The sequence below is a fragment of the Shinella sp. GW821-FHT11G07 genome (genome assembly GCF_058808115.1).
This window is the reverse complement of record NZ_JBXARJ010000008.1, coordinates 229,181-255,754: the sequence shown is the minus strand read 5'-3', so window position 1 is coordinate 255,754 and position 26,574 is coordinate 229,181. Positions and strand designations below refer to the sequence as shown.

General features: G+C 60.8%; 22 protein-coding genes. 15 read left to right on the top strand and 7 right to left on the bottom strand.

The window, feature by feature from the left end; translation table 11 throughout:
• The first annotated feature begins 331 nt into the window (after positions 1–331).
• The 3 genes from AC1RT2_RS17565 to AC1RT2_RS17555 all read left to right on the top strand — a co-directional run bounded on the left by AC1RT2_RS17565 (position 332) and on the right by AC1RT2_RS17555 (position 5,192).
• On the top strand, positions 332–1,765 hold the full coding sequence (locus AC1RT2_RS17565; RefSeq protein ID WP_493103871.1) for a calcium-binding protein: 1,434 nt from the start codon (positions 332–334) through the stop codon (positions 1,763–1,765).
• Between the two features lie 386 nt (positions 1,766–2,151).
• Positions 2,152–3,504 carry a calcium-binding protein gene (locus AC1RT2_RS17560; protein WP_493103870.1) on the top strand — a complete coding sequence of 451 codons (1,353 nt, stop codon included), beginning with the start codon at positions 2,152–2,154 and terminating at the stop codon, positions 3,502–3,504.
• A 635-nt stretch (positions 3,505–4,139) separates the two neighbouring features.
• On the top strand, positions 4,140–5,192 hold the full coding sequence (locus tag AC1RT2_RS17555) for a porin (protein WP_493103868.1): 1,053 nt from the start codon (positions 4,140–4,142) through the stop codon (positions 5,190–5,192).
• 112 nt (positions 5,193–5,304) lie between these two features.
• Here the strand turns inward: AC1RT2_RS17555 and AC1RT2_RS17550 are convergent, their stop codons facing one another.
• Both AC1RT2_RS17550 and AC1RT2_RS17545 read right to left on the bottom strand, forming a co-directional pair.
• The gene (locus tag AC1RT2_RS17550; RefSeq protein WP_493103867.1) at positions 5,305–6,195 is read right to left on the bottom strand and encodes an alpha/beta fold hydrolase; all 891 of its coding nucleotides are present in this window, start codon (positions 6,193–6,195) and stop codon (positions 5,305–5,307) included.
• Between the two features lie 119 nt (positions 6,196–6,314).
• Entirely contained in the window at positions 6,315–8,384 is a 2,070-nt protein-coding gene (locus tag AC1RT2_RS17545) for a lytic transglycosylase domain-containing protein (protein ID WP_493103866.1), read from the bottom strand.
• A gap of 323 nt (positions 8,385–8,707) precedes the next feature.
• Between AC1RT2_RS17545 and dapA the strand changes: the two genes are divergently transcribed.
• Both dapA and smpB read left to right on the top strand, forming a co-directional pair.
• Positions 8,708–9,592, top strand: a complete 885-nt coding sequence (gene dapA / locus AC1RT2_RS17540; RefSeq protein ID WP_069059337.1) for a 4-hydroxy-tetrahydrodipicolinate synthase — start codon at positions 8,708–8,710, stop codon at positions 9,590–9,592.
• 1 nt (position 9,593) lies between these two features.
• On the top strand, positions 9,594–10,073 hold the full coding sequence (gene smpB, locus AC1RT2_RS17535; RefSeq protein ID WP_069059336.1) for an SsrA-binding protein SmpB: 480 nt from the start codon (positions 9,594–9,596) through the stop codon (positions 10,071–10,073).
• Between the two features lie 23 nt (positions 10,074–10,096).
• On the opposite strand, the gene AC1RT2_RS17530 is transcribed toward smpB, so the two are convergent.
• Both AC1RT2_RS17530 and AC1RT2_RS17525 read right to left on the bottom strand, forming a co-directional pair.
• Entirely contained in the window at positions 10,097–10,567 is a 471-nt protein-coding gene (locus tag AC1RT2_RS17530) for a hypothetical protein (RefSeq protein ID WP_493103863.1), read from the bottom strand.
• Between the two features lie 204 nt (positions 10,568–10,771).
• Positions 10,772–11,347 (bottom strand): LabA-like NYN domain-containing protein, encoded by a 576-nt coding sequence (locus AC1RT2_RS17525; RefSeq protein ID WP_069059334.1) that lies wholly within the window; start codon positions 11,345–11,347, stop codon positions 10,772–10,774.
• 411 nt (positions 11,348–11,758) lie between these two features.
• On the opposite strand from AC1RT2_RS17525, the gene rpoZ reads away from it, so the two are divergent.
• The 8 genes from rpoZ (at position 11,759) to era (ending at position 18,529) form a co-directional block, all read left to right on the top strand.
• A complete protein-coding gene (rpoZ, locus tag AC1RT2_RS17520) occupies positions 11,759–12,163 on the top strand; it encodes a DNA-directed RNA polymerase subunit omega (RefSeq protein WP_069059333.1) in 405 nt (134 codons plus the stop codon).
• Between the two features lie 113 nt (positions 12,164–12,276).
• A complete protein-coding gene (locus AC1RT2_RS17515) occupies positions 12,277–14,505 on the top strand; it encodes a RelA/SpoT family protein (protein WP_069059332.1) in 2,229 nt (742 codons plus the stop codon).
• Between the two features lie 170 nt (positions 14,506–14,675).
• A complete protein-coding gene (locus AC1RT2_RS17510; RefSeq protein WP_069059331.1) occupies positions 14,676–14,828 on the top strand; it encodes a DUF3563 family protein in 153 nt (50 codons plus the stop codon).
• Positions 14,829–14,936: 108 nt separating this feature from the next.
• Positions 14,937–15,530, top strand: a complete 594-nt coding sequence (locus AC1RT2_RS17505) for a DUF2062 domain-containing protein (RefSeq protein WP_493103858.1) — start codon at positions 14,937–14,939, stop codon at positions 15,528–15,530.
• Positions 15,527–15,937, top strand: a complete 411-nt coding sequence (gene acpS / locus AC1RT2_RS17500) for a holo-ACP synthase (protein ID WP_069059329.1) — start codon at positions 15,527–15,529, stop codon at positions 15,935–15,937. The genes AC1RT2_RS17505 and acpS overlap by 4 nt, the downstream gene beginning before the upstream one ends.
• A 93-nt stretch (positions 15,938–16,030) precedes the next feature.
• Positions 16,031–16,774, top strand: a complete 744-nt coding sequence (gene lepB, locus AC1RT2_RS17495; RefSeq protein ID WP_069061455.1) for a signal peptidase I — start codon at positions 16,031–16,033, stop codon at positions 16,772–16,774.
• Entirely contained in the window at positions 16,771–17,484 is a 714-nt protein-coding gene (gene rnc / locus AC1RT2_RS17490; protein ID WP_493103855.1) for a ribonuclease III, read from the top strand. Before lepB ends, rnc begins: the two co-directional genes overlap by 4 nt.
• Before the next feature lie 100 nt (positions 17,485–17,584).
• Complete coding sequence (gene era, locus AC1RT2_RS17485) at positions 17,585–18,529, top strand: GTPase Era (RefSeq protein ID WP_069061454.1); 945 nt, start codon at positions 17,585–17,587, stop codon at positions 18,527–18,529.
• 4 nt (positions 18,530–18,533) lie between these two features.
• On the opposite strand, the gene AC1RT2_RS17480 is transcribed toward era, so the two are convergent.
• The 3 genes from AC1RT2_RS17480 to AC1RT2_RS17470 all read right to left on the bottom strand — a co-directional run bounded on the left by AC1RT2_RS17480 (position 18,534) and on the right by AC1RT2_RS17470 (position 22,968).
• The gene (locus AC1RT2_RS17480; RefSeq protein WP_493103852.1) at positions 18,534–19,499 is read right to left on the bottom strand and encodes a glycerophosphodiester phosphodiesterase family protein; all 966 of its coding nucleotides are present in this window, start codon (positions 19,497–19,499) and stop codon (positions 18,534–18,536) included.
• Between the two features lie 69 nt (positions 19,500–19,568).
• A complete protein-coding gene (locus AC1RT2_RS17475) occupies positions 19,569–21,932 on the bottom strand; it encodes a putative bifunctional diguanylate cyclase/phosphodiesterase (protein ID WP_493103850.1) in 2,364 nt (787 codons plus the stop codon).
• On the bottom strand, positions 21,919–22,968 hold the full coding sequence (locus AC1RT2_RS17470) for a polyamine ABC transporter substrate-binding protein (RefSeq protein ID WP_493103849.1): 1,050 nt from the start codon (positions 22,966–22,968) through the stop codon (positions 21,919–21,921). Before AC1RT2_RS17470 ends, AC1RT2_RS17475 begins: the two co-directional genes overlap by 14 nt.
• Before the next feature lie 237 nt (positions 22,969–23,205).
• On the opposite strand from AC1RT2_RS17470, the gene AC1RT2_RS17465 reads away from it, so the two are divergent.
• Complete coding sequence (locus tag AC1RT2_RS17465; protein WP_493103847.1) at positions 23,206–25,515, top strand: Tex family protein; 2,310 nt, start codon at positions 23,206–23,208, stop codon at positions 25,513–25,515.
• 140 nt (positions 25,516–25,655) lie between these two features.
• Positions 25,656–26,549: a BKC/GPC family carbapenem-hydrolyzing class A beta-lactamase gene (gene bla, locus AC1RT2_RS17460; protein WP_493103846.1), complete on the top strand. Its 894-nt coding sequence runs from the start codon at positions 25,656–25,658 to the stop codon at positions 26,547–26,549.
• Positions 26,550–26,574 lie beyond the last annotated feature (25 nt).

Sequence of the window (26,574 nt, the reverse complement as noted above, 5' to 3'; positions counted from 1 at the left end):
ACCGAACACCCGATTGTTAAGGGGTTGCAGGCTGTTGCCTTGGAACATAAAGGGATCCGCCAGGTCCTCAAAATGACGCTCCCTTTCAAACATGTCACGACAGATGCGAGGCGATGTCTGCATTACGAAAAGGCGCGCCTGCGAAAAGCTCCAGAGGAGGCATGGATCATCCGATGCCGGCTCCTTACAGCCAGATACTGGATCGCAAAAAATAATCCTATCCAGAATCCTGCCGATTCAAGAAAAGGGGAAACTCTCTAGCCTGAAATTGAGTTGACGGCCCTGTAAACGTCATGAGAGCATTCCGGTCTTGCACGGAGGATGTAGGAATATGGCTGTTTTTTTTGGTTCAGGTGATACGAGAAGCACGGCGCTCAATTTTCTCACCATATGGAAGGCCGCCGCCGAATGGGAGCCGGGCACAACGGTCACGAATGAAATCCATTATGAAACCGCACATTCTGGCAGCAGGATTGATGAGTACACACTAACCGGATCCTTTGAGTATAGTGTGGACCCCGTTACGCAGGAACTCACGTCGTTGACCGGAACGGTCACGCAGTTCGACTATCATTGGGAAGAGACGCTCAACGGCTTCGAGGAGGCGTCGTCCAGAATCTCCGACTTCAGCCTGGACATCAGTAAATTCGACGGTTCGTTAACTGCAGTGCAGCTCTCCATGCTCATTTTTGCCGGAGACGACAAAATCGAAGGCGTGGCACGCCCCGATGTCGGCTTCGACGCTCCCTATACAAATGTGCTTTACGGTTACGGTGGCAACGATACGATCATTGGCGGCACTGGTCGCGATATTCTCAACGGAGGATCCGGCCGCGACATCATGACGGGCAACCAAGGCGATGATGTCTACTATGTCGACAACGCGCGCGATATCGTACGGGAGTTTGCGGGCGAGGGCGATGATCTGGTCTTCAGCTCAATTTCCTACACTTTGCCAGGGAACGTTGACGACCTGCGTCTGACTGGGGCTGGGGCAATCAACGGCACCGGTAACGCAGGATCCAATACTCTCTTTGGAAACGACGCAGCAAACATTCTCAACGGGATGGATGGTGATGATGCCATGTATGGGGGGCTCGGTGACGATACCTACTTCGTCCAGAGCGACGGTGATTCTGTATATGAATCAAGCAATGCAGGCACCGACCTCGTCATCGCCTCGATAAACTATACGCTCGATTCTCATGTCGAAAATCTTGTGCTTCGAGGCCACGGGAACCTGTTTGGCGTGGGCAATGCGCTTGCCAACAATATCCGCGGCAATGATGACGCGAACCTTCTCAACGCGGGGGATGGCAACGATACGCTCTATGGCAATGGGGGCAACGACACGCTGATCGGCGGGAAGGACAACGATACGCTCCATGGCGATCAGGGCAATGACACGCTGACCGGCGGTCGGGGCGCCGACAAGCTCTATGGCGGCGTCGGAGCGGACACTTTCATCCTGCAATCCTTCAGGGACAGCGTGCTGGCGTCGCGGGACACGATCTATGACTTCTCTCAATCGCAGCAGGACAAAATCGATCTGTCCATCATCGACGCGCGTACAACGGCGACAGGCAACCAGGCCTTCACCTTCATTGGCACGAAAGCGTTCAGCGACAAGGGTGGCGAACTGCGTTATTTCAACAAGGCCGGTGAGACCTTTATCTATGGCGACCTCGACGGTGATGCCGGTATCGATTTCTCAATCCGCCTCAAGGGCGTGTTCGATCTGAAGAGTTCCGATTTCATCCTGTGATGAACGACCGCCATCGCTTTTGGTTCAATCAAGGCCCCGCTGTGTGCGGGGCTTTTTGTGTGCCGCGCATATCAACCGGCCCAACGTCCCAGCATTGCATCGAACCTTCTCGTAATATCCGCCAGGCTTCATTCTTACTGTGCTTGCGTCGCTTCGGTGTTGCGCGATCGCGTTATATCGCAAACGCGCCACTGCCACGGTGCAATGCGTAGGGGTTGATTGGTAGGGTCTCAGCCCAGGAAAAGCAAAAAGAAATCGCCGCAACGAGTATACTCCAGTTGGGGGGTGAGGTTTTGTTCTGTATGCGGTATTCCGCCTTGGTTTGAATTGGTTTTCGTGTAAACGGCATGCAACATGAAGATCGACAATATATGAGGGATGGGGGTATGGCTGTTTTTTACGGATCCGGTGGAACAAAGGGTGTTGGTCTCGATTTTCTCGAAATGTGGAAGGCGGAGACTCAATTAGAACCAGGGACGACGACGGCAGACGAACTATATTATGCGGAAATGTGGAGTGTATATGAGGAGTATGAATATACTTTCACGGGTGAATTCGAGTATATTGTTGATCCTGACACATTTGAACTGACATCTTTCACCGGAATCGTCACGCAATTCGACTATCAATGGCGGACGTTTTACGACGATGAGGAGCTTGGTTCCTACAGAATATCGGGATTTGGTCTCGATTTGATCAATTTCGATGGGTCCTTGACCGCCGGGCAGATCGCCGCGCTTATTTTCAACGGCGACGACAGGATTGTGGGGGAGGGGCTTGGCGATTCCCTGTTCGGTTACAATGGGGACGACACAATCATCGGCGGACGTGGCAACGACGATCTCGATGGTGGTGCCGGGCGGGATATCCTGCTTGGCGAGGAAGGGGACGATGCCTACCATGTCGATAATGTTCGCGATGTCGTCTGGGAATATGCCGGCGAAGGATACGATCGGGTTTTTAGTTCCGTTTCCTACACGCTTTCGAATAATGTCGACGTCCTGACCCTGACGGGGTCAAAGGCGCTCAATGGCACTGGCAACGCCCTTAACAACACGTTGGTGGGAACCAGCGCCGCAAACGTTCTCGACGGGCGGGCGGGCGCCGACCGCATGTTCGGAGGGCTTGGCAACGACACGTTCGTTGTCGAGGACGCGCGGGATGTCGTCACGGAAAAGGCAAACGAAGGCACAGATATCGTCAACGCTCTGATAAGCTATGCCCTGGTCGCGAATGTCGAAAATCTCGTGCTGAAGACGGCGAGTGATTTGAACGGTACGGGCAACGCGCTCAACAATGTCATCGCCGGAAATTCCGGTCGCAATACACTGTCCGGCGCCGCCGGCAACGACACGCTCAAAGGCGGCGGGGGCAATGACAAGCTGATCGGCGGACTGGGAGCCGACAAACTCTATGGCGGTAGCGGCGCGGACATGTTTGTCCTGAAGTCCTATAAGGATAGCCTGGTGATCTCCCGTGACTCGATCTACGATTTCTCGCGAACCGAGAAAGACAAGATCGACCTGTTCGAAATCGACGCGCGTTCGACGATTGCTGGCAATCAGGCCTTCACTTTTGTCGGAACGAAAGAGTTCAGCGAGAAGGCTGGAGAGCTTCGCTATTTGAAAAAGGGCGGCGATACCTTCCTCTACGGCGATCTGAACGGTGACGCTGGCATCGACTTTTCAATCCGACTTGACGGTATGATCGATCTAAAAGCCTCCGACTTCATTTTGTAGTGCAAGGGTATCGATCCGAGGCGCTTGCCCTTTCTTCAGAAGGCCTCGCTTTGTGCGGGGCCTTTAAAGTTTCTGGGGCGACGTGCCGGAAGCGGCACCGTGACCGGCTGTTGTGGCGTCCCGCGGATCATATCCTTCGACGTCGGGTAGCTAGGGTCATCTTAGTCCTCCGCCCAGCGACTCAGCTCGAATCGCTTCGCCGAGTCGCACCTTCCGATTCTCGGTTTCCCCTGGCTTTCGGACGACGATAGACAGGGGCGAGCGCGCCAAAACGGTCGGGCCGCCACCTTGTAGCGCGGGGTTTGCCCACTTCCTGCCGCGGTTATGACGTCTTCGCCAGTCGGGGCATGGTCGCTAAGTGCCCGCTTCATAAGGCATTTTGTTAATGATCCATAAACTTTTAGCGATCCGTTTCGCCATTTTGTGTCCTTTGCGCAACAGCGCGGGGCGAAGGCTGACACAAATCCCGCCTCCTTTCAGTTTGGAGATTGCTTACGGAACCGCGTCTTGTATTTTCAACCTCGGAAGAAGGGGCGGTTGATCGTCCGCTTCCTGAACTTGGGTATGGGGCAGGGAACGCTGTCCTTCAGCAAAAAACCCAGACCCGTTTGAAACTTTTTGACTGGAGGTCAGAAATGAACATTAAGAGCCTTCTTATCGGCTCCGCTGCAGCTCTCGCAGCAGTATCCGGCGCCCAGGCTGCCGACGCTATCGTCGCTGCTGAGCCGGAGCCCATGGAATACGTTCGCGTTTGCGACGCATTCGGCACGGGTTACTTCTACATTCCGGGTACCGAAACCTGCCTGCAGATCAGCGGCTACGTTCGTTTCCAGATGAACTTCGAGCAGGACGTCATCAACGATGACACCGACGGCTACAACTATAACAGCCGTGGTTACATCTCGCTCGACGCCAAGAGCGACACCGAGCTCGGCACGCTGACCGGTCACATCGACCTTCAGGCTGACTCCAATGATGGTCAGACGAAGCTTGATGGCGCGTGGATCGGCCTCGGCGGTTTCAAGGCTGGTTACTTCTACGGCTTCTGGGATAAGGGCATCAACGGCGAAACCGACATCAACGACTCCGGTTTCTCGGCGATCTACAATGCCGTTTCCTATACGTATGAAGCTGGTGCGTTCTCGGCTTCGGCTGCGATCGAAAACTTCAACGACACCAACAAGGACGTACCGGGCACTTCGTTCTCGAAGTGGTCTGACGACTGGGGCGTTTCGGCTCAGGTCTCGGGTGCCTTCGGTGCCGTTTCCGCTGACTTCCTCGCTTCCTACGATTTCGACGCTGAAGAAGTTGCTCTCCGCGGCTTGATCTCGGCTGATCTCGGCCCGGGCCAGCTGCAGGCATTCGGTGTCTGGGCTTCCGGTACGAACCGTTACTGGGCTCTCTCCGAGTGGTCGGTTGCTGCTTCGTATAAGGCACAGATCAACGAAAAGCTCTCCATCACCCCCGGCGTTCAGTACTTCGGTAGCCTCGGCGGCACCGGTCTCAGCCTCGACGGCGTTGACTGGAAGGGTTCGGACTTCAGCGATCGTGACGCATGGCGCGCTGGCGTTACGCTCGACTACGAAATCGTCAAGGACCTGACCACCAAGGTCAGCGTTCAGTACGACGATGCTGACGATGCAGACGGCAACTGGAACGGCTTCGTCCGTCTTCAGCGCTCGTTCTAATCTGATCTGACTTCTGTCAGTGATGGGAGACCCGGCTTTCGAGCCGGGTCTTTTTCGTTTGAGTGAGAGGAATGTCAAACCGCGCTGTGTGGGCATCGCCTTTCGTCTGCGTTCATCGGCCGAGGTCTGCCAGAAAGTCCCGGACAGGCGAAAAGATATCCGGATGATGCAAGAGTGGTGCGTGGCCCTGTCCCGTTGCATTCACGGCTTTGACGCGTGGGGAATGTGCTGCCATGCGGGCGAGAGTCGCCTGGGAAAGCAGGCGCGAACGGTCACCGCGCACCACGAGCAACGGCACTTTTGCCAGCAGCTCGAACTGCGGCCATAGGGTCGCCATCGGTTTCGAGAAATCGATTGCCTGCAGCTGATCCGTCAGTTTTGGATCATAGTCCGTGACAAGCCCTCCGTCCTCTTCAGCGTAGAGCGCTTCGGCCATTTCGAGCCAATCCGCACGGGAGAGGGCGGCGAAGGCAGGGCCGTGGATGCGCGCCAGCCCCTCTGCCGCTTCCTCGATGTCGGCCGGTGATGATCGCCTGGAAAGATAGTCACGAATTTCCCGCAAACCTTCGGCCTCGATTTCCGGGCCGATATCGTTGAGGACGGCACCGGCGATCAGGTCCGGCTTCAATGCGGCCATGATGTGCAGGATGAGCCCGCCCCGCGAGGTGCCCACGAAGATGGCGCGGGAGATGCCGAGCGCCGTGCAGACGGTAATGACGTCGCGGCACTCTATGCCGATATTGTAGTTTCCCGGGTTCGGATCGTAATCCGATAGCCCGCGGCCGCGATAGTCGAGTGCGATAACGCGGCGGGGTGCAGTGGAATCCTGCGCGACGAGCAGTGCAAACTGGTGGAAGTCGCGCACATTGCGACTGAGACCGGGCAGGCAGATGACGGGGAGGTCGTCCTTGGCAGCATCCAGCCTCTCGCTGGTAGAGTAGATACGGGCGTGAAGCCTCAATCCGTCTTCTGCGGTGAAGAAGCGGCTTTCAAATACATCCATGGTTTGATCCCTGTCGTGCGCTGCCTATGACGTGGCGGACAGCGTAGACAGACGGTAACGCCAGGACAAGGCGCATGAGCGCGGGCGCCGTATGAACGAGATTCGGGCTCCGAGCGCTCTCAGCGCCCGACGCTGAGGTCGTGCACGATATCCGCCGTCTGGCCGAGCCGGGTCTTGTAGACCTGGTAGTTTTCCATGACGCGCTGCACGTAGCCGCGCGTCTCGGAGAAGGGGATGCGCTCGATCCAGTCGACGACCTCGTCGATAGGCTTGCCGCGTGGGTCGCCGTAGCGGGCGATCCATTGCGGCACGCGGCGCGGGCCGGCGTTGTAGGCGATGAAGGTCAGGACGTAGGAGCCACCGAAATCGCTGATCTGCTCGGCGAGATAATGCGCGCCGAGCGTCGCGTTATAGGCGGCGTCGGTCGTCAGGCGTTCCTTGGAATAGGCAAGGCCGTAGCGTTTCGCCACACCCTGTGCGGTGCCCGGCATCAATTGGAGCAGGCCCTGCGCGTTGGCGGGCGAGACGGCGGCGGGGTTGAAGGCGCTTTCCTGGCGCGCGATGGCATAGGCGAGCGCCTTGCCGGAGCCGGCAACATTGGCGCCATCGGGAATGACACCGATGGGGAAGGCGAGGGCCGCGACGTCGATGCCGCGCCCGAAGGCGATCTTGCCGACCTGCAGTGAGAGCTGGTGATTGGCTCCCTTTTCCGCCTGCGCGGCAAGAAGGGCAAGTTCGCCGGGGTTCAGCAACTCACCGGCAAGTGCGCGGTACAGGCTTTCGGCACGCCAGCCGTGGCCGGCAGCCTGCAGGCGAGCAATTGCCTTGACGGCCTCGCGCTGCTGAAAGCGTGCGCGCTCTTCCGCCGACGGCGTGGGATAGGAAACGTTGAGCGCCTTGTGGCCAAGCCGGGCTCCGGCGAGTTGTCCGTAGAACGTGCCCGGATAGTTGGCGGCCTTGGTGAAATATTCCTTCGCATTTCCCGGGCCGCCCTTTTCCGCCGCGCGGCCGAGCCAGTACCAGGCGCGGGACACGGAGAGCGGACGATCGGAGGTCTGCAGGATGCGCTGGAAATGGCTCGCCGCAGCCTTGGCATCGCCGAGGTCGCGCAGGGCGTACCAGCCGGCATGGAATTCCGCCTCGACAATATCCGTCGGGTCATCCGCGCCATGGCGGGCGGCCACCCGGTAGGCATCGCGATAGTCGCCGAGATCGGCAAGGCCGCGGCTGACGATACGCTGCTCGTTCCACCAGGCGCCCGGATTGACGAGGCGCGCCGGATCTTCGGGCATCGCGGAAAAGAGCTTGCCTGCGGCGCGGTATTCTTCCTTGTTGCGGAGGTAGCGGATGCGCAGGAACGTATAGGCGGGGTCCTTCTGCCAGCCCGCATCGACAGCCTTGATCAGCTCGCCTGCCGTCTTGTTCTTGCGGATGACGGCGGCCCAGGCACGATAAAGCGATTGCGCCTTACCGAGATCGCCGAAACGCTGCGCCTGGTCGGCCCGATCGCGATAGAGCAGCATTTCCATGCGGGTCTTGTGATCGGCGGCGGTGAGCAGGGTCCCGAACTCATCGAGAACCTTGTTCTCGGTGTCCTTGGAGAGCGTCTCCTTCTGCCAGAAGGACCGCAGGATTTCGCCGGCGCGTGCCGCATTACCCGTCGCCACCAGCGCGCGGGACAGCACGACAGCACCTTCCGCCGTTTCGGGGCGCGTCGTGCCGAAGGCGGCGAGCACATCGCCGGCCGACGGGTTTTCCCGGGCCAGCGCCCGTTCGGAATTGGCGCGCAGCGCCTTCAGGCCGGGCCAGCCCTTCAGCTCGCGCTGGGCGGCAGCGATTTCCCAGGAGGGCACGCCACGCTGGCCGGAGACGGCAATCGCCCAGGTCAGGATATGCCGGTCGAGGCTGTCGGAGGCCAAGCGGTCGCGTGCGGCCATGGCGGCGACGGCATCCCGGTTGGAAAGGGCATCGAGGCCGTCGCGCAACGCAGCACTGACCGGCTCCGCAGTGTCCAGCCGCGGAATGGCATTGGTGATGACGTCCTTCGACGGCATGTCGGCGGCAAAGCCGAGCGGCTTTATCGCAGGTATTCCGGTGTTTTCCGCCTCTACGGGCGAGGAGCGCAACGCGAGGCCGGCAATTCCGGCAAGCAGCAGGGCGCAAAGGGCGAAACTGTTCGTCGAGATCATATCATGTCCCGGATGCCTGGCAGGCGGCGCGTCTGACCGTCACTTTCCACCTGATCTTTGACAATCATTAACCCTTTATTGCCTTAACGAAACCTTAATGGCGGCCCTCACTAAGCCGTGAAGGCAAACGCATTTCTGTCGACGGATCATGCGAAGCGAATATTCGCGTGTCCAACGTTACTTCCGCCTTGATTGTGCATGAAAAACGCCCGTAACGCCGCTTGCCGCATGACAATCGCACGACTATTGTGCCAGCGTTTTTAACCACGGAATACGGCCAAAGCATGTAAGCCCCCGGGCGGCTGTGGCCTCAGGAGTTCTCGATGTTCAAGGGATCCATTCCCGCTCTCGTCACCCCGTTCACCGATGCCGGCGCCGTCGATGAGGACGCGTTTGCCGCGCATGTCGAATGGCAGATCGGCGAAGGCAGCCACGGCCTCGTCCCGGTCGGCACCACCGGCGAATCGCCGACGCTGTCGCATGACGAGCACAAACGGGTGGTGGAGCTCTGCATCAAGGTTTCTGCCGGCCGCGTTCCGGTGATCGCCGGTGCCGGGTCGAACAACACGAAGGAAGCGATCGATCTCGCACAGCACGCCGAAAAGGCCGGCGCGGATGCTATCCTCGTCGTGACGCCCTATTACAACAAGCCGACGCAGAAGGGGCTTTTCGCCCATTTTGCGGCGATTGCCGGAAGCGTGAAGCTGCCGATCGTCATCTACAACATCCCCGGCCGCTCGGTCGTCGACATGACGCCGGAGACGATGGGCGCGCTGCACAAGGCGCATCCGTCGATCCTGGGCGTCAAGGACGCGACGGGCAAGATCGAGCGTGTCTCGGAACAGCGTATCGCCTGCGGCAAGGATTTCGTCCAGCTCTCCGGCGAGGACGCGACCGCGCTCGGCTTCAACGCCCATGGCGGCGTGGGCTGCATTTCGGTCACGGCTAACGTCGCGCCGCGCCTTTGCGCGGAGTTCCAGAATGCCACGCTTGCCGGCGACTATGCCGGAGCCCTGGAATACCAGGACAAGCTGATGCCGTTGCACAAGGCGATTTTCCTGGAGCCAGGGGTGTGCGGTGCGAAATATGCGCTGAACCGCAGCCGCGGCATGAGCCGCTTCGTGCGCTCGCCGCTGCTGCCGACGTTGGAACCTGGCACGGAGGCAGCCATCGACGCGGCCCTTCGTCATGCCGGTCTGTTGAACTGATATGGCAACAAAAGCACGCCCAGCGACGATCAAGAAGGTTGTAGCGGAGAACCGCAAGGCCCGCTTCAACTACGAGATCATGGATACTTACGAGGCCGGTCTGGTTCTGACCGGCACGGAGGTCAAGTCGTTGCGCGAGGGCAAGGCGAACATCGCGGAATCCTACGCCTCGGACGAAGGCGGTGAGATCTGGCTGATCAATTCCTATCTGCCGGAATATCTCCAGGCGAATCGCTTCAACCACGAGACCCGCCGGCGGCGCAAGCTTCTGCTTTCCAAGCGCGAGATCCAGCGCCTGCGTATCGCCATCAACCGGGAAGGCATGACCCTCGTGCCGTTGAAAGTCTACTTCAACGATGTCGGGCGCGCCAAGATCGAGCTCGCGCTCGCCAAGGGCAAGAAGCTGCACGACAAGCGCGAGACCGAGAAGGAGCGCGACTGGAACCGCCAGAAGGGCCGCCTTCTGCGCGACCGCGGCTAATTCACGTCTTCGACGTTACTCTTTTAGAACTGGCTGTAGAGCTGTGCGATCACCGACTGCTGCTGGGCGGTGCGTGCTGCCTGTGCGCTGTTGGTCTCGGCAGGCACGTCCGGTGACGGAGCGGGGTTGGCGCTCGGGGTCCGGGTGAGGAACGACGACATCAGGCTGTTGAGGTCGGTGCTCTCGATGGCGAGGCGTGCGGTCGGGTTGCGCTCGGCCGTGACGCGTTCGTTCGACGCCGCCTGCGAAGGCGGGACCGCGTAGGCGGGCAGGGTGGAGACGCCGGGCAGGCCATTCGGCGCGTAGAGGAAGCTCAGATCACCGATGTCTTCCGCCGTTTCCGACGGCGTCGAAACCCGGGTGACCGGTTGCGGCAGGGCAAGCGCGGCAAGAGCCGCGACGGCTGGCCGGGTTTCGGGCGTGGTCGAGCGCAGATCGAGCACGTTTGATGCGGCCCGATAGCTGTTTGCCGAGAAGGATACTGCGTCGACCATCGTTCTGATATTCCAATGCGAAATGACTGTACGGTATTGGGAATATCAGGCGAGTCTTGAAGAACCTTGATGCCGGGCAATGGTAATTGAATCGATGTTTAACGAAGCCTTGAAACCGCTGGTTTTCAGGCTTTTGCGCGCAAAAAAGCAGAAGACCCCGGCTGTTTCAGGCCGGGGTTTGTGTTCTCTTCCGAGGCGCTTGTCTCAGTCGGCGACCGTTTCCACGGGGTCTACCGCCCGTTGCGGGCGTTCGGACGGGTCGCGGCCGATTTCAGCCTTGAGCGTGCCGAGGTCGATGAAATAGTCGGCCTGGCGGCGGAGGTCGTCGGCGATCATCGGCGGCTGGGTCTGCATGGTCGAGACGACGGAGACCTTGCGGCCTCTGCGCTGCAACGCTTCGACGAGCGAGGTGAAGTCGCCGTCGCCGGAGAAGATGACGAAGTGGTCGACCGTCTCGGACTGCTCCATCGCGTCGATGGCCAGCTCGATATCCATGTTGCCCTTGATCTTGCGGCGGCCGAGCGAGTCGGTGAATTCCTTGGCGGGCTTGGTGACGACCTTGTAGCCGTTGTAATCCAGCCAGTCGATCAGCGGGCGGATCGACGAATACTCCTGGTCCTCGATGAGCGCGGTATAGTAGTAGGCGCGCAGGAGATAACCGCGCTTCTGGAAGGCCTTCAGGAGTTTCCTGTAGTCGATATCGAAACCGAGTGTTCTGGAAGCCGCATAGAGATTTGCACCGTCGATGAAGAGGGCGATTTTCTCGCGGGGATCGAACATGTCAGGCAATCCTTGAAATGGATGTTGAGGTAAATAGGTGGTTTTCGTCAAAGTGTTATCCGTTCCGGATGCAATATCCAGTTGAATTAACTCTTTTTCATATAATCTTCATTTAGGGCAGTGCGGCGTGCTTTCCAAGCAAACTTAAGTTGCGCCTGCGATTTTTCCCACCGGCATCGTTTCAGCTCAATCGGAATGTGCCAAAATGAAGAATAGTTCCCGCATCTTAACGTATTTGTCGGATATTTTCGTTTTTGACCTCCCGTAACGTCAGTGTTCAACCGGAAATTACATGGGCAGCCTTACGACACCCATTGCCGGAGGCGCGGGCAAGGAAAAACTTGAATTTTGCGCCCGATGCCTGTATCGGGCATGCAAACTCCTGAAATTCTCGATCACAAAGGACAGGCAATGGCCCGTGTCACCGTTGAAGATTGCATTGACAAGGTAGACAACCGCTTCGAGCTGGTTCTTCTTGCAAGCCATCGCGCCCGCCTCATCTCGCAGGGCGCCGCCATCACCATCGATCGCGACAACGACAAGAACCCTGTCGTGGCGCTGCGTGAGATCGCTGACGAAACCCTTTCGCCCGACGACCTCAAGGAAGACCTGATCCACTCCCTGCAGAAGCATGTTGAAGTGGATGAGCCCGAGCCCGATCCGGCAAGCCTGGTTGCTGATGCCGATTCGGCGACGGCCGCGTCCAACGAAGACGAGGACCAGCCGGAAACGATCACCTTCGACCGCATGTCGGAAGAAGAGTTGCTCGCGGGCATCGAAGGTCTCGTTCCGCCGGAAAAGAGTGACGATTACTGATTTCGGTCCCTTTACCGAAACCTTTGATATTGCGAATGTCGGTGCGCCCCTCATAGGATCGGGGCGCACTTTTTGTTTGCCCCCGCGGATGCGGGGAAGGGAGCCGACCGAGGATGATGCGTCAATATGAACTCGTCGAACGGGTTCAGAAATACAAGCCGGACGCCAATGAGGCCTTGCTGAACAAGGCCTATGTCTATGCGATGCAGAAGCATGGTCAGCAGAAGCGGGCGAGCGGCGACCCCTATATTTCGCATCCTCTCGAAGTCGCCGCCATTCTCACCGACATGCGCCTCGACGAATCGACCATCGCGGTGGCGCTGCTGCACGATACGATCGAGGACACCAGCGCGACCCGCGCCGAGATCGATGAGCTGTTCGGCGAGGATATCGGCGCGCTGGTCGAAGGCCTCACCAAGATCAAGAAGCTCGATCTTGTGTCCAAGAAGGCCAAGCAGGCGGAAAATCTGCGCAAGCTGCTGCTCGCCATTTCCGACGATGTGCGGGTGCTGCTGGTCAAGCTCGCCGACCGGCTGCACAACATGCGCACGCTGGACCATATGACACCGGAAAAGCGTGCCCGCATCTCGGAAGAGACGATGGACATCTATGCGCCGCTCGCTGGCCGCATGGGCATGCAGGATATGCGCGAGGAGCTGGAAAACCTTTCCTTCCGCCATATCAATCCGGAAGCCTTCGAGACCGTCACACGCAAGCTGGAAGAACTCTCCCAGCGCAACGAGGGCCTGATCCGCAAGATCGAGGAGGAATTGCGCGAGCTGCTCGTCACCAACGGTCTCGAGGATGCGCTGGTCAGGGGCCGCCAGAAGACGGCCTATTCGGTCTTCCGCAAGATGCAGTCGAAGTCGCTCTCCTTCGAGCAGCTCTCCGACGTCTATGCGTTCCGCATCCTCGTCGACGACATTCCCGGCTGCTACGCGGCACTCGGCATCGTGCACACGCGCTGGCGCGTTGTGCCGGGCCGGTTCAAGGACTATATCTCGACGCCGAAGCAGAACGACTACCAGTCGATCCACACGACGATCGTCGGACCGTCGCGCCAGCGTATCGAGTTGCAGATCCGCACCAAGCGCATGCACGAGATCGCCGAATACGGCATCGCCGCCCATTCGCTCTACAAGGACAAGGAAACGCCGAACGGCGAGGTCGTCCGATCGCCGCGCTCCAATGCCTATGCCATGCTGCGACGGACGATCGAAGCGCTCGCCGAAGGCGACAATCCGGAAGAATTCCTCGAGCACACGAAACTCGAACTTTTCCAGGATCAGGTCTTCACCTTCACGCCGAAGGGCCAGCTGATCACCCTGCCGCGCGGCGCGACACCGATCGACTTTGCCTATGCCGTGCACACCAATGTCGGCGATACCTGCGTCGGCGCCAAGATCAACGGCCGCATCATGCCGCTCGTCACCCGCCTCAGCAACGGCGACGAGGTGGAGATCATCCGCTCGGGCATCCAGGTGCCGCCGCCGGCCTGGGAAGAGATCGTCGTCACCGGCAAGGCGCGCGCCGCCATCCGCCGCGCCACACGCGCTGCCGTGCGCAAGCAATATGCCGGCCTCGGCTACCGCATTCTGGAGCGCACCTTCGAGCGCGCCGGAAAATCCTTCTCCCGCGATGGCCTGAAGCCCGTGCTGCATCGTCTCGGCCAGAAGGAGGTCGAGGATGCGATCGCCTCGGTCGGGCGCGGCGAACTCTCCTCGCTCGACGTGCTGCGCGCCGTCTTCCCGGATTATCAGGACGAGCGCGTCACGGTGAAGCCGAGCTCGGACGACGGCTGGTTCAACATGCGCAGTGCTGCCGGCATGGTGTTCAAGCTGCCGGGCAAGACAAAGGCGGCCCTCGAAGGGGCCGCATCGGAAACCGGCCCCGAGGCGCTGCCGATTCGCGGTCTTTCCGGCAATGCGGAGGTACATTTCTCCGCAGGCGGCGCCGTGCCGGGAGACCGTATCGTCGGCATCATGGAGAAGGACAAGGGTATCACCATCTACCCGATCCAGTCGCCGGCGCTGCAAAAGTTCGATGACGAGCCGGAGCGCTGGATCGACATTCGCTGGGATCTCGACGAGGCGAACAACACCCGCTTCATGGCGCGCATCGTGATCAACGCGCTGAACGAGCCGGGCACGCTCGCCGAAGTCACCCAGACGATTGCCACCAGCGACGTCAACATCCGCTCCATGTCGATGACGCGCGTGGCGACGGACTTCACCGAGGTGCATATCGACCTCGAGGTCTGGGATCTCCGTCAGTTGAACCAGTTGATGGGCCAGCTCAAGGAGCTTCAGTGCGTCTCGACGATCAGTCGGGTCTTCACATGACAGTTTCTATGCAAAATTGTGGCAACCTGCCTTTAAAAAGACAGGTTTGCCCAAGATTTAACCAGGCGTTATGCGCTGTTCGCATAGCTGTGTTGGCATAGTGTCGCTGGTGCCTTTGGGGTGTTGATCCTATCTTCTGTCTCGGGAGGTCAACCGTAAGAGGTTTACCAATGTTGAAGCAGATCAAGAACTTTGCCCGCGCCCTGCGCGTACCGAATGCCGACGACCGCGAAATGGCCTATCTCAATGGCGCCATCGACCGGATCGACCTGGAATACCGCCAGCGTCAGATCGACCGCGGCCTCTTCCGCAAGTCCTACTAAAATCCACGGATCCGTGTGGCGCACCTCAAATGCGCCACGGCGACCGCCGCTGCTGGCGCCATGAGGGCGCCATTGAAATGCCACTAACGGATCGGCTATGTCTGCATCATGTTGTTCAGACGCCGAATAAAGGCCACATGGGCCGACCGGTTGCGGGAATTCTTCTGGCCGCGCAAGGGGTTGACGCGTCCGGCGCGTTACCTCACCAAGCGAATCCTGCGTCTTTCCGCCTCGCCGCATGCGGTGGCGGCGGGTGTCGCGGCCGGCATCTTTTCCGCCTTCACGCCGCTTATCGGCTTCCACGTCTTGCTGGCGCTTGCGCTTGCCTACCTGATGGCGGGCAACTTGCTCGCCGCAGCGCTTGCGACGACCATCGCCAATCCATTGACCATTCCGTTCATTGCGCTCGCGACCTTTCGGCTGGGCGAGGTGCTGCTCGGCATCTCAACCGCAGAGGCCGTCACGGCGAGCGAGCTTTTCCATCGGCTGGAACATCTTGAGCTTTCCGAACTCTGGCAACCGGTGTTGAAGCCGATGCTCGCGGGCGCCGGCATTCTCGGCGTTTCGGCGGCGTTTCTCGCCTATGTCGCCACACGTTTCGTCGTGCGTTCCTTCCGGGCGCGCCGTCATGCCCGGCTTCTGGAACGCGCGACGATTGCCGCGTCCACGCCCGTCCTTTCCCGTGGAGATAACACCCTATGATTATCGGTATCGGCAGCGACCTCATCGACATCCGCCGGGTGGAGAAGTCGCTGGAGCGTTTCGGCACGCGCTTCACGGAGCGTTGCTTCACCGACATCGAACGGGCGAAGTCCGACGGGCGCAAGAACCGTGCGGCCTCCTATGCCAAGCGCTTCGCCGCCAAGGAGGCCTGTTCCAAGGCGCTTGGTACCGGGCTGGCGCAAGGCGTTTTCTGGAAGGATATGGGCGTCGTCAACCTGCCGGGCGGCAAGCCGACCATGCGCTTGACCGGCGGCGCGCTGGAGAGGCTGGCGCAAATGCTTCCCGCGGGCCACGAGGCGCGCATCCACATCACCATCACCGACGACTTTCCACTGGCACAAGCTTTCGTGATCATCGAAGCATTGCCGGTCGCAACGCCCGGATAACCGGCTTTCGCGTCTTTTTGACCGATACGATTTCCAACCGACAACCTTTCCTCTATAGAGGGCCCCATGTTTGCAGATAAGGACAGATCCGGCGTGGCAGAGAAGACTGAAAAGGCCCAGAGCGGCCTGTGGGAAAACGTCAAGGTCATCATTCAGGCGCTGCTGCTCGCCGTGGTGATCCGCACCGTGCTTTTTCAGCCCTTCACCATTCCGTCGGGCTCGATGATGCCGACGCTGCTCGTTGGCGACTATCTCTTCGTCAACAAGTTCTCCTACGGCTATTCGAAGTACTCGCTGCCGTTCTCGCCGAACCTGTTTTCCGGCCGCATTTTCGCGAGCGAGCCGACGCGCGGCGACATCGTCGTCTTCCGCTTCCCCCCGAACCCGGACATCGACTACATCAAGCGTCTCGTCGGTCTGCCGGGCGACCGCATCCAGGTGCGCGACAGCGAGCTTTTTGTGAATGGCGTGGCGGTCAAGCGCGAGCACAATGGCTTCTTCCGCGCCGATGACCAGTACGATACGGGCGAAGATGTGCCGGTGTTCCGCGAAACCATGGATAACGGCGTGACCTATGACACGCTGGACACCCGTCCGGGCACCGTCGGCGACAACACGCGCGAATTCATCGTGCCCGAAGGCCATTATTTCATGATGGGCGACAACCGCGACAACTCGGCAGACAGCCGCTTCGACGTCGGTTTCGTCCCGGCGGAAAACCTGATCGGCCGCGCCAGCCTGATCTTCTTCTCGCTCGGCAACGACACGTCCTTCAGCGAAATCTGGAAATGGCCGACGAACCTGCGGTGGGACCGCCTCTTCAAGGCCGTTGAATGAAAGGCGCTATCCCGCTGAACGCGACCAACCGCAACGCTCTTGAGGACCTGATCGGCTACGTCTTCACCGACAAGGACCGGCTTGATCGCGCGATCACGCATGCGAGCGCGCGTCCGGGCAAGGGCAGCAATTATGAGCGGCTGGAATTCCTGGGCGACCGTGTGCTCGGGCTCTGCATCGCCGAGATGCTGTTTCGGACGTTTCGCGATGCGAAGGAGGGCGAGCTTTCGGTTCGCCTGAACCAGCTTGTCAGCGCCGAAAGCTGTGCTGCCGTCGCGGATGACCTTGAGCTGCATCGCTTCATTCGCACCGGCGCTGACGTCAAGAAACTCACCGGAAAAGCCATGCTGAATGTGCGGGCCGATGTGGTAGAGTCGCTGATCGCCGCGATCTATCTCGACGGCGGGCTGGAAGCCGCGCGGGGTTTTATCCTGCGCAACTGGCAGGGCAGGGCGGCGCGCGCGGAAGGCGCGCGGCGCGACGCCAAGACCGAATTGCAGGAATGGGCGCATGCCCGCTTCGGCCTGACGCCGAATTACCGCGTGGACGAGCGGGCTGGGCCGGATCACGACCCACGCTTCACCGTGACGGTGGATATCAAGGGCGTCGCGCCGGAAACCGGCATCGACCGCTCGAAACGGGCCGCCGAACAGGCGGCCGCGACAAAGATTTTGGAACGCGAAGGCGTCTGGCCCAAGGGCAGCGCCTAGAGCAATTCCAGCAAAGGCGCGGTGCGGTTTTGCTAGTCGAGAATTGCTAGAAACAACGGATGGAGCATTTCGCGGAAATGCCCCAGGATTGACGGATATCATGACCGAAGAAAACGCAAACCCCGCTGAAAGCAGCACGACCGACGCTGGCCCGACCCATTCCGGCTTCGTGGCGCTCATCGGCGCGACGAATGCCGGCAAGTCGACGCTCGTCAACCGCCTCGTCGGCGCGAAAGTGTCGATCGTCAGCCACAAGGTGCAGACGACGCGCGCCATCGTGCGCGGCATCGCCATCCACAACAACGCGCAGATCGTGTTCATGGACACGCCCGGCATCTTCAAGCCACGCCGCCGGCTCGATCGCGCGATGGTGACGACCGCCTGGGGCGGCGCCAAGGATGCCGACTTCATCATGTTTCTGATCGACAGCGAGCGCGGCCTCAAGGGGGACGCGACGACGATCCTTGAGGGCCTCAAGGAAGTCCACCAGCCGAAGATTCTCGCTCTGAACAAGGTCGACCGGGTGAACCCGGAAGACCTGCTGAAGCTTGCGGCCGCGGCCAACGAGGTTGTCAAGTTCGAGCGCACCTTCATGATCTCGGCGACCACCGGCTCAGGCTGCGAAGACGTCATGGATTACCTCGCCGCCGAGCTGCCGGAAGGGCCGTGGTATTATCCGGAAGACCAGATTTCCGACCTGCCGATGCGCCAGCTCGCCGCCGAAATCACCCGCGAAAAGCTGTTCCTGCGCCTGCATCAGGAGCTTCCCTATTCCTCGCATGTCGAGACGGAGAAGTGGGAAGAGCGCAAGGACGGCTCGGTGCGTATCGAGCAGGTGATCTATGTCGAGCGCGACAGCCAGAAGAAGATCGCGCTCGGCAAGAATGGCGACGCCATCAAGGCGATCTCCACCGCCTCGCGCAAGGAACTGTCGGAAATCCTGGAACAGACCGTGCACCTCTTCCTTTTCGTGAAGGTGCGCGAGAACTGGGGCGACGACCCGGCCCGCTTCCGCGAGATGGGCCTCGAATTCCCCAGGTCCTGACGGATCAGGGCCGCGCCTTGACGGCCGGCCCGATCTCCAGAATGCGGTTGGTCCAGACATAGCCGGGGAATTGCTCCGGCAGGTTTTCGACCTGCGCAACCGTGTCTATGCCGACCGTTCCGCCGCCCGAATAGGGACCCACCAGGATGACATCGCTGCCGGCATCCTTCATGCGCGTCATGAAGCGGTTCGGCCAGCCCCAGAGCAGCCAGGCGTAGTTGCTCGGCACCGGAACCAGGGTGTTGCGGCAGGCCTCCGGCACGTAGCCGATCCAGGCGGTGCCCAGGTAGCGCATGAGGCAGGACATGGCTGACTTGCCGGTATAGCCCTTCAGGCCGGGAATGGCGGCGAGTGTCGTGTTCGTCGGCTCCGCACCGCCATAGACGCCGAAAACCTTGTCCCGCCACGCCGGATTGGCCTGTAGCAGCGCGGCGAGCACTTCGCCTTCCTCCGCCCGCCGGCTCTTGAAGTTGATCAGCAGCTTGCCTGCCGGATTGGCGGCAAAGACCTCCTCCAGCATCGGCATCTGGCCGACGCCCTTGCCGCGGAACGGATAGCTCTTGCCGCCGTCCGCCGTATAGCCATAGCCGATGTCGAGCGCTTTCAGCGTCGCGCTGTCTGTCTCCTCCGTCACGCCCTTTCCGTCCGTGCGGCAATCGAGCGTCCAGTCGTGGAAGACTGCGAATTTTTTGTCCGGCGTCAGGTGCACATCGATCTCGACCACCTCGGCGCCCGCCGCAAAAGCCGCCTGCATGCCGGCAATCGTGTTTTCCAGATAGTCGTGGCTCGGTGGGTCGATCAGCGTCGCCGTGCAGGTGTCGTTCTCGACACGCTCATGGCCGAATGCCTGATGGGCACCGCGATGCGCCAGCAGCCTGGTTTCGCCTTCCGGCGCACTGGCGATCAGGGAACTGTTGAAGGACCAGATGAGCAGGGCAAGGCCCAGCACGAAGATCGGCGCATTTTTCATGAAACTCCTCCTGTTGCCCCGGCAGAGTGATAGGGGCAGGACGGGAGGGCGGCAAGCCGTGGAAAATGGTCAGGCGCGGGCGCGGCGTTCCGGATTATGGGCGGCTTCGCGGGCCTGCTCCACAAGCCGCTGCATCGCCCATATCCCGATCTCCTCGAGGGGGAGAGGGCGGCTGATCAGGTAGCCCTGATAGAGATCGCAGCCGGCAGCGGCAAGCAGCGCCATCTTCTCCGTCGTATCGACGCCTTCGGCGATCACCGACATGTCCTGCGCGTGGCAGAGCGCGATGAGCGCGCGCAGTGTCGGCAGGGCGGCAGAGCGCGAGAGGCTTTCGACGAGTTCCCGGTCGAGCTTGATGGTCTCCGCCGGATATTCGATGATCTGCTGAACCGAGGTGTAGCCTGCACCGAAATCATCGATCGAGATGCGGAAGCCACGGGCGCGCAGGATCTCGATGTTGCGACGCGACTGTTCGCCGAGCTTCACGGCAAAGGTTTCCGTCAATTCGATCTCGATCAGGCGGGTATCGACGCCGTGCCGGTCGGCACATTCGCAGAAATGGGTGCTGATCGACTTCGTATAGAGCTCTGCTGACGAGATGTTGATACAGAGGATCGTCTCCGCGCCGAAGAGCTTCTTGAGCTGGGCATGCTGGCTCATCGCCTGGTCGATCACCCACCAGTCGATCTTGCTGAACAGGCCGGTGGTTTCGGCAATCGGGATGAACTCGTCCGGCGTCACGCGACCGAGCACCGGAGAGTTCCAGCGCAGCAGCGCCTCGCAGCCCGTGACCTTGCCGTGGCCATCGACGATCGGCATGTAGACGAGGTGGAATTCGTTGTCCGGCTCGAGGAGGCGCAGTTCTTCCTCGATGCGGGTTTGGCGGTTGCGTTTCTCGTGCAGCGAGCGGGAGTAGCGCGCCGACCCGTTCTTGCCCTGGGATTTGGCCTGGTACATGGCCGCGTCCGCATTGGCGACGAGTTCAGGCAGCGTCAAGGCATCTTCCGGATAGACGGCGATGCCGATGCTGGCGGTGACCGGGTAGGCCTTTTCCAGCACCTCGAAACCCTCGGCGAAGAGCGCAAGAATAGCGGTCGAGATTTCCGTGATCGTACCGCCGCCCGGCTGGCAGCGCAGCATGATGGCAAATTCGTCGCCGGATAGCCGGGCGAAGAGACCGTTCGGCAGGCCCCGCTCGGAAACGATACGGTCGACGATGGTCGAGATACGGTCGGCCAGCGTCTTCAGCAGTTCGTCGCCGATCTTGTGGCCGTGTTTGTCGTTGACGAACTTGAAATTGTCGACGTCGATGAACAGCAGCGTGCAGCCGATGTCCTCGGCTTCCGCCTCTTCGAGGATCTGCGTGGACCGGATATTGAAATATTCGCGGTTGGAAATGCCGGTCAGCGTGTCCGTCCAGGAGGCGTTCTGCACAAGGTCGAAGGACTGAATGGACTGGTCGTGCAGCCGCTTGACGTTTGCCGAAAGGCGGCCGATCTCGCCGATTTCGTTCATCTCCGGCAGCGCACTGCGGTTGCCCGTCATCACGTCGGTCAGTTGGCGATCGAGCCGTGCGATCGGATTGGTGATGTAGCGGCGCACCAGCCCGAGCACGAGAGCGATCGTGCAGAGGCTGAGTGCCACGGCGCCGAGGGCGAGCAGGGACTTCAGCGTCGAGAGGCGGTTTTCCAAAAAAGTTGCGTCGGGTGTCAGGCGGGCGAAGAGCGAGGGGCTCAACGACGCCGTTGCCGAAAGCGCGCCTTGTGCCAGGAACTGGTGCTGGCCGATCTCGATCTTCGCGCTGTATTCCTTTTCAAGCGCCCGCTTCATGTCGAGAAAGGCCTTCGGCCGCACGGCGGTCTGGACGAGGATCGAGTCGCGCTTGGCGCTCGCCACGGGCCGATTGAAGGTCAGCGGGTCGATGAATTCCGAATGCACGATCAGCGGCTCGATTTCCGGCGCATCGATGAAGGCCCAGGACGAGAGCCGCGGGCTATCGATCATCTGGCGGGCGTGGTCGAGCTGCTGTCGCGTGATTTCGGCGAACGGATCGTCGCTGTCTTCGAAATAGTAGTCGACGGTCAGCGGCGGGCGGATGATCGCGACCGAGATGAAGCGTTTGCGGTCGTCGGAAAGCGAGGTGATGCTTTGCTGCAGCCGTACGCCGAGTGCGGTGTTGCGATAGGCAGCATCCGGCTCGTTGACGAAGAGGCGCACCGCACCGCCCTCGACGAGCGAGTAGATGAAGCTGCGGTTCTGCGTCACGTCGTTCTGGAAGACGGCGGTCAGCAAGCCCATCTGCTGCCAGAGGCGCGCACGCTCAAGCCCGAGGATCGATGAACTCTGGAAATAGTAGATAAGCGAGGCCGCGAGAACGTAACCCGCCAGGACGACCGGAAAGATGAGGGAGAGGGCGCGTTTACCGAGCGTCACTGAATTGAGCCAGACTGCTGATGATGCGGCGGCGGGCCTGGACCGACTGAACGGTCAGCTCCTCCTGAAACTGGCTCTTTGCCAGGATTTCCGGTGCGGCATAGATTTCGGGATTGGATCGCATGTCTTCCGGCAGCAGAGCGAGGGCCGTTGTACTTGCGGTCGGCATGTTGAGCTTGATGGCGTTGCGCGCGCCGTTCTTGGCGTTGCTGATGTAATCGACCAGCTTCAGTGCCAGCTCCTTGTTCTTCGAGCGTTCACTGACGGAAATGCAGTCGAGCCAGGACAGCGTGCCTTCCTTGGGCACGACGTAACGCCAGAGGCCGGGCGTGCGGACCTTCTCGTTCAGCGTATACTGGTCGCCGCTATAGCCGAGCGCCATGTAGATATTCGGCCCTTTGTCGGCACTCTGGATCGAGGTGACGACGTAGTCGTAGGTCAGCACATAGGGCGCCTGCGCCTTCATCAGCTCGTAGGCGGCCTTCAGTGTTTCGTTATCGTTGGCGTTCACCGACTTTCCAAGCAGCACGAGCGGTGCGACGAAGGCCTCGGCATGATCGTCATACATGGCGATGTGGCCGCGCAGGCTTTCGTCGGGCGTCATCATCTCGGCCCAGGAGACGGGCGGCGTGGTGATCTTGTCGGAGCGATAGAGGATGCCCATCGTGCCCCAGAGGTAGGGGACGCCGAAACCGCCGCAGCGTTTTGTCCAGTCTTCGGTGTAGTCCTTCAGGGATGGAACATTCTGGGTGTTCAGTGGCGCGATGACGCCACGGTTGCCGTAAAGCTTCGCGCCGTTCTCGTTGGTCACGACAACATCGACATTGCTGTTCGGATCGGCGAGGATTTCGTCGCGCACATCGCCGCTGTCGTAGAAGGTCTGGCGGACCTCGACGCCGGTCTCGGCCGCAAAGTCGGAGAGGATCTTCTCGTCGATATATGTTTCCCAAATCAACAGGTTAAGCGTTGCCGCGCCCCCGGGGCCGGCAGCCGCAAGGGCCGTCAGTGAGACTGCTGCAAGATATATTCCGCGCATGTCGAAGGCCCCGTTGCCGCTACGTTGGGCAGGATAGTCGGCAAGACTTTATGAAGGGTTACAACCCAAGAGCCCGTCGTGGCCTATGTTCAACCATGGCATGGTTCTGACGGCGGCCACCGGACGTGATATATTGTGGACGTGCCCGCCTGTGAGCAGCCTTTCGGTTGGCCTGTCGGAAGCCGCGCACTATGGTCGCCCCCCCGCCGCCCGTGCGTCACCCCAGAGGAGTTCCCCATGGCCCCGACCCCGCTCAAGATCGCGAACCTGATCGCCGCCGAAATCAAGGCGACCTCCGCGCAAGTGATCGCCGCTGTCGGCCTCATCGACGAGGGCGCGACCGTGCCTTTCATTGCGCGTTACCGCAAGGAAGTGACGGGCGGGCTTGACGATACGCAGCTGCGCAACCTTGCCGAACGGCTGACCTATCTGCGCGAACTGGAAGCCCGCCGGACCTCGATCCTCGAGTCGATTTCGGGGCAGGGCAAGCTGACGGACGAGCTCAGCGCCAAGATCGCCGCAGTCACGACCAAGGCCGAGCTCGAAGACATCTATCTGCCCTACAAGCCGAAGCGTCGCACTAAGGCGGAAATCGCCCGCGAACGCGGCCTCGGCCCGCTTGCCGAGCAGATCCTGGCCGACCGGGCGCTGGTGCCGGCGGACCTGGCGGAAAAATTCCTGTCGGCCGAGGTGCCGGACGTCAAGACGGCGCTTGAGGGTGCGCGCGACATCGTCGCCGAGCAGCTGACCGAAAACGCCGACCTGCTGAAGCGCCTGCGCGAGTACATGAAGGGCAACGCCTATCTCCGGTCCCGCGTGGTGGAGGGCAAGCAGGAGGCCGGCGCCAAATTCTCCGACTATTTCGACCAGACCGAACGCTGGGCGACGGTGCCGGGCCATCGCGCGCTCGCCATGCTGCGTGGCTGGAACGAAGAATTCCTGTCCGTCGATATCATCGTCGACCAGGACAATGTCGAGCCGGTCAAGCCCGTCGAGCGCATCATCGCCTCCTTCTATGCGGTCGGCACGAAGCCGGGCGACAAGTGGCTCGCCGAGGTGATCGGCTGGACCTGGCGTGTGAAACTCTCCATGTCGCTCTCGCTCGACCTGATGCGGGAGATGCGCGAGCGCTCCGAAGAGGAAGCGATCCGTGTCTTCGCCCGTAATCTCAAGGACCTGCTGCTTGCCGCACCCGCCGGCACTCGCGCCACGATGGGCCTCGATCCGGGCATCCGCACCGGCGTCAAGGTCGCGGTGGTCGACAACACCGGCAAGGTGCTCGAGACGACGACGGTCTATCCTTTCCCGCCGAAGAACGACGTGCGCGGCACGCAGGCGGAGCTTGCAAGCCTTATCCGCAAGCACAAGGTGGAGCTGATCTCGATCGGCAACGGCACCGGCAGCCGCGAGACCGAAAAGCTGGTCGCCGACATGCTGGCGCAACTGCCGGCGCCAAAACCCACCAAGGTCATCGTTTCGGAAGCCGGCGCCTCGGTCTATTCCGCCTCGGAGACGGCAGCGGCGGAATTCCCGAACCTCGACGTGTCGTTGCGCGGCGCCGTTTCCATCGCGCGCCGTCTTCAGGATCCGCTGGCCGAACTCGTCAAGATCGAGCCGAAGTCGATCGGCGTCGGCCAGTACCAGCACGATGTCGATCAGGGCAAACTTTCGCGTTCGCTGGATGCTGTGGTGGAAGACGCGGTGAATGCTGTCGGCGTCGATCTCAACACGGCCTCCGCCCCGCTGCTTGCCCGCGTGTCGGGCCTCGGCAAGTCGTCGGCGGAGGCGATCGTTTCGCATCGTGATGCAAACGGCCCGTTTGCAAGCCGCAAGGAGCTGATGAAGGTCGCCCGCCTCGGCGCGCGCACCTTCGAACAGTGCGCCGGCTTCCTGCGCATCCCGAACGGCAAGGAGCCCCTTGACGCGTCCTCGGTGCATCCGGAAGCCTATGGCGTCGCCAAGAAGATCGTTGCCGCCTGCGGCCGCGACGTGCGCACGCTGATGGGCGACAGCGCGGCTCTCAAGCAGCTGGATCCAAAAATGTTCGTCGACGAGCGCTTCGGCCTGCCGACGGTGAAGGACATCCTCGCCGAACTGGAAAAACCCGGTCGCGACCCGCGCCCCGAATTCAAGACCGCGACCTTTGCCGATGGCGTCGATGACATCAAGGACCTGAAGGTCGGCATGCTGCTGGAAGGCACCGTGACGAATGTCGCCGCCTTCGGCGCCTTCGTCGATATCGGCGTGCATCAGGACGGCCTCGTGCATGTCTCGCAGCTCGCCGACCGTTTCATCAAGGACCCGCACGAGGTGGTGAAGGCCGGCGACGTGGTGAAGGTGCGGGTCACCGAAGTCGATGTGCCCCGCAAGCGCATCGCGCTCACCATGCGCAAGGAGAGTGGTGCACCAGCCGCCCGCGACAACGCCCCCCGCAATGACAAGAATGCGCAGATGAATCCGAAGTTCAGCCAGGCGGCGCCGAAGCAGCAGGCACCGTCGCAGGGCGCATTCGGTGCGGCGCTCGCCGAGGCGATGAAACGCAAATAAGGCCAAATTTTCCTAATGGCTGACGGCAGAAATCGTCGTTTGTTCTAGGCCATATGCTTTTGCATATTGCGGCACGGGCGGGCTCGAACGGGCCGGCAAGGTGCGATGCGCTTCCGGTGCCGACAGACAGGAAAATGGATATGACGATGACGATTTCACGCCGGCAGGCGATTGCCGGCGCCTTGCTTGCTGTTCCCGCGGTTTCCGCCTTTGCCGGCGGCACCGCTGCTGCGGCGGGTGGCGCCTTGGAAAAGCGGCTGGCGGAGCTGGAAGCGCGCCACGACGGCCGCCTTGGTGTAGCCATACTTAATCTCGCGACGGGCGCCCGGCTCGGCCACCGCACGGACGAGCGCTTCTTGATGTGCAGTACCTTCAAGGCGCTGCTCGCCGGGCACATCCTCGCTCGCGTGGACCGTGAGGAAGAAGCGCTCGACCGTCGTATCGTCGTCAAAAAATCTGACCTCGTGGACTGGGCGCCGGTGGTGGAAAAACGCGTCGGCGGCGATGGCATTTCGATTGCCGAACTCTGCGAGGCGACGATTACGCTCAGCGACAATGCCGCCGCCAATCTGTTGCTGGCAGCCTCCGGTGGTCCGAAGGGCCTCACGGAATTCCTGCGCGGCCTCGGAGACGACATCACGCGCCTCGACCGCACGGAGCCGGCGCTCAACTATCACGAAACGCCGGACGACGAACGCGACACGACCACCCCGGTCGCCATGGTCGAGACGCTGCGCAAGCTGATCTTCGGCGATGTGCTGTCTCTACGCTCGAAAGCGCAGCTCGCCGCCTGGCTCGTCATGAACAAGACAGGCGATACACGGCTGCGCGCCGGCTTCCCCGCCGACTGGATGACCGGCGACAAGACCGGCACCAACGGCGACAAGGCCGGCAATGCCAATGACGTCGCCATCGGCTGGTCGCCGAACCGCGGTGCGATCATCGTCAGCGCCTTCGTGGAAATGCCCGGTATTTCCGGCGACGAGCGCAATGCCGTCATCGCCGAGATCGGTCGCATCGCCGCCGAAGTCTGATCTTCGCGAGGCGCTGCAGATAGCG